This window comes from Pedobacter sp. 01N416, from assembly GCF_056399685.1.
Genome location: NZ_JBFTRT010000543.1, coordinates 1 through 3,415 on the forward strand (window position 1 = coordinate 1; position 3,415 = coordinate 3,415).

General features: G+C 33.7%; 3 protein-coding genes. 2 read left to right on the forward strand and 1 reads right to left on the reverse strand.

The genetic code is table 11. The features are described 5' to 3' along the window. Positions 1-450: 450 nt before the first annotated feature. Positions 451-855 (reverse strand): EVE domain-containing protein, encoded by a 405-nt coding sequence (locus AC1DND_RS23185; RefSeq protein ID WP_477584951.1) that lies wholly within the window; start codon positions 853-855, stop codon positions 451-453. A 342-nt stretch (positions 856-1,197) separates the two neighbouring features. Here AC1DND_RS23185 and AC1DND_RS23190 point away from each other — a divergent pair, with 342 nt between their 5' ends. Next, complete coding sequence (locus tag AC1DND_RS23190; RefSeq protein ID WP_477584952.1) at positions 1,198-2,955, forward strand: hypothetical protein; 1,758 nt, start codon at positions 1,198-1,200, stop codon at positions 2,953-2,955. 261 nt (positions 2,956-3,216) lie between these two features. After that, positions 3,217-3,415 (forward strand): hypothetical protein (locus AC1DND_RS23195; protein WP_477584953.1); only part of this gene is annotated, 199 nt, incomplete at its 3' end.

Sequence of the window (3,415 nt, forward strand, 5' to 3'; positions counted from 1 at the left end):
CTGTTAATGGTCACAGAGTCGAAGTGCTAGAACAAATAGCTCCCGGTCTCTCGGATGAATCGGGGAAGAATTATACAGACGCTAAGGTTGATTTTAAACAATTAATTAACCCTACCATAGACAGAATCCATTAGCAGGTCGTCATTCCCGCGCATGCGGGAATCTTAAAGCGCTTGCATTACGATTATTCATAAGTTTTCCTTTTTTCAGAGGCATTCATGAGCACTCCGTGGTTCCCAATCGAGTTGGGAATGACGATCTCACGCAGCCTACTATTTTGCCAAAAAGATTTGTCTTTTATATTGATTTTATGAAACAATTACTCCTCAGGATGACAATTTCTCGCTTGAACCGACTTCATTGATTAATGATTAAAAGGTTAATTGTTTAAATCGGTTAACTGAATTCGAACTCGTAATCGACTAAAGACTGCAGACTCAAGACTTCGGACTAAGCCCCCATTTCCAAAATCTTATCAAATTCTTCTGCTTTTAATGGCATGACAGATAAACGACCCTGGCGCACCAATGAAATATCAACCAAACTCGGCTCAGYTTTGATCTGCTCTAAAGAAACCGGATTTTTCAGGCTTTCTACAGGCGATAAGTCAACCACTACCCAGTTGGCATCATCAGTAGTTGGATCCTGGTAAAACTCCCTTACTACTTTTGCAATACCCACTACATTTTTACCTTCGTTACTATGATAAAAAAGCACCAAATCTCCTTCTTGCATGGCTTTTAGGTTATTTCTGGCCTGATAATTACGCACACCATCCCAAAAGGTACGGCCATCCTGATTAAATTTTTCCCAACTGTATTTAAAAGGCTCTGATTTTACTAACCAATGATTCATTCTGCTTTTTATTTATTTCAATTATTTACCCTCAAAACTAACAAAATGGAATGGATTAGGAAATATAATGAAGAGATAAGTGATAACGTAAATAAGATGATATACTTACTTATGTGTAATTATGGTTTCCCGTATTGAGGATTAAGATTAAACTAATAATTTAGATAAACTAAATAAATTTTAAACTCTTCATCTTCTCTTTACAATAGATCATCTGAGTGTTAGCGCTTATAAACGTTTAACAAATACCAAAGTGTACAAATAATGAAGGTTTTTATGATTTTTTAGTACCGTATATTCGGGAGTTAGCCGTCATTATACAAACAACACCCTGCATTAAGAATGAACATAAAAACAATAGAGATAACGAACATTAAAGGCATTGGACACAAGCTGTTTACCCTTGACTTAGTTCCTGACAGACCGAACATATTAGTTGCTCCGAACGGGTTTGGAAAAAGCTCCTTCGCTATCGGATTTGATTCTTTAAGAAGCAACAAAATTGAATTAGACGACAAAAACTATTATCTAAAAGATGCTAACAATAGACCTATATTAACTCTCACTTTGACAACAGGGCAAACGCTTGTTGCAGACGATACTCAAAATACAATTTCGAATTACTTTGATGTGTTTGTTATAAATAATCAGACTGAGCCAAAATCTGTGGTACAGAAAATTCCCGGACGTTCAGCATTTGCAAAAACTTCTCTTGATATAATGCCAACTACGTTAATCCAAACTATACCTCCAAAAATTTCTTTTGATTATAATTCTTCTACCATGAAATCAACATTCGGTGCAAATGGTAGCAAATTGTTGAATAACATTTCAAACCTATTTAACTATGGACATCTCTTCTTCAGAATTGAAAGTGAAATTGACTTTACTCGCTTCAGCTTAAAACCATATCGACAAACTTTCGATTCTGCTTTTCCTGCTATCAATAGACAAAATGGAACAGGTAATTCTATTAAAGGATGGATTCAATCGAATATTTTACCATCATTTCAAGCTTTGGACGAGTTTAGAAAGTTAGTAGACATAATTACTTCATTTGGTTTCGTTGAGGTTAAGGATGAAGTGAACGCATATCTTACAGCATGGCAAATACTTTCGGTTAAAGATAGAATGGGGGGCAACTTCAAAAAAGCTTCTAAATATCTATATTATCTTGATGAAAAAGATGATTTTACTAAAACAATTGAATCCTTCAACCCAGTAAAGGATAGATTCGACATTAAACCAAAAGTTGAAGGAAACAGCCTTGTTGTAAGATGGCCAAAGGCACATGAAATATCGAATGGCCAAAGAGATATTTTAACTTTCATTGCCCTGCTTTTAAAATCAAGAAGGAATTTCAAGAAAAACGATTGCATACTTATAATAGATGAAATATTTGATTATATGGATGATGCAAATCTTATAACATTTCAATATTATGTTTCAACATTCATAGATGAAATGAAAAGACAGAAGCGTAGGATATTCCCCATTTTATTAACGCATCTTGACCCATTATTCTTCAACCATTTCTGTTTTAATGACACAAAAATTAAGGTAGGTTATTTGAAAGAGCCAAATGTAAAATCTAATCAAAACATATTAAAAATTATCTATAAGCGTGACGACTCAAGTATCAAAGTCCAAGTAGATGCATACTACTTTCACTATCATCCGGCAATCAATACGATTAATTTGGAACATGAGTTCAATGCACTTAAACTTAATGTAGATTGGGCTAAACCTGAAAAATTCTTTCAAAAAGTATTCAGAGAGGTACGAAGATACTTGTTTCAGAAGGATGTATTTGACCCATTAGCTATATGTTTTGGAGTTAGAGTTCAAATAGAAAAACTTGTTTATGATTTAATTCCAGACCCTGCAAATAAGACTAAGTTCATAAATACAAATGGGACCAAGAATAAGCTGCGTTTTGCCCAAAATATTGGGATACATATTCCCGAGACATATTTCTTATTAGGAATAATATACAATACATCTTTACATTTAACCGAGGGACATGACATTTCAAAACCGCTCGGACTAAAACTAGAGAACGGTACGATTAAACAAATGATAAAAAATTTATTTACATAAAACAAAAGGACTAGCGCCGTATTAGCAATAATAGAGTTGAAGATTGTAAATTCAACATTTGTAATTCCCCATACTAGCACAAATCTTATTGTCTAGGTTAACAAGCTGGATGACTTGTGCTTTTGATGAAGTAATTAATCGATAGTATTTTTTAGACACAAGTCAGGCCAATGTTTAAGGCAATGGGCACGAAGACTTGCTCTAGAAAGGGTATATTTAGCCGTCATCAAAAAAAGATTTCCACTTATATGATAGAAAAGAATGAGCACAACCAACATTAGAAGTTTATTTACCACGAGTTTAAATTTACTAATACTGAATTTAGGCACAAATGTTGGCACCATAATATCTATTCTATCACTATTTGGAATGGGGTTTACGGCGGGGATTTATTATAATGACTATAAAAAAAATATTGAAATATTAGACTTGAAGAAAAGTTCTTTTACAGAGTTAAAAG

Excerpts from the sequence above, each read along its gene's own strand:
- AC1DND_RS23190 (WP_477584952.1), top strand. The coding sequence starts at position 1,198 with ATGAACATAAAAACAATAGAGATAACGAACATTAAAGGCATTGGACAC.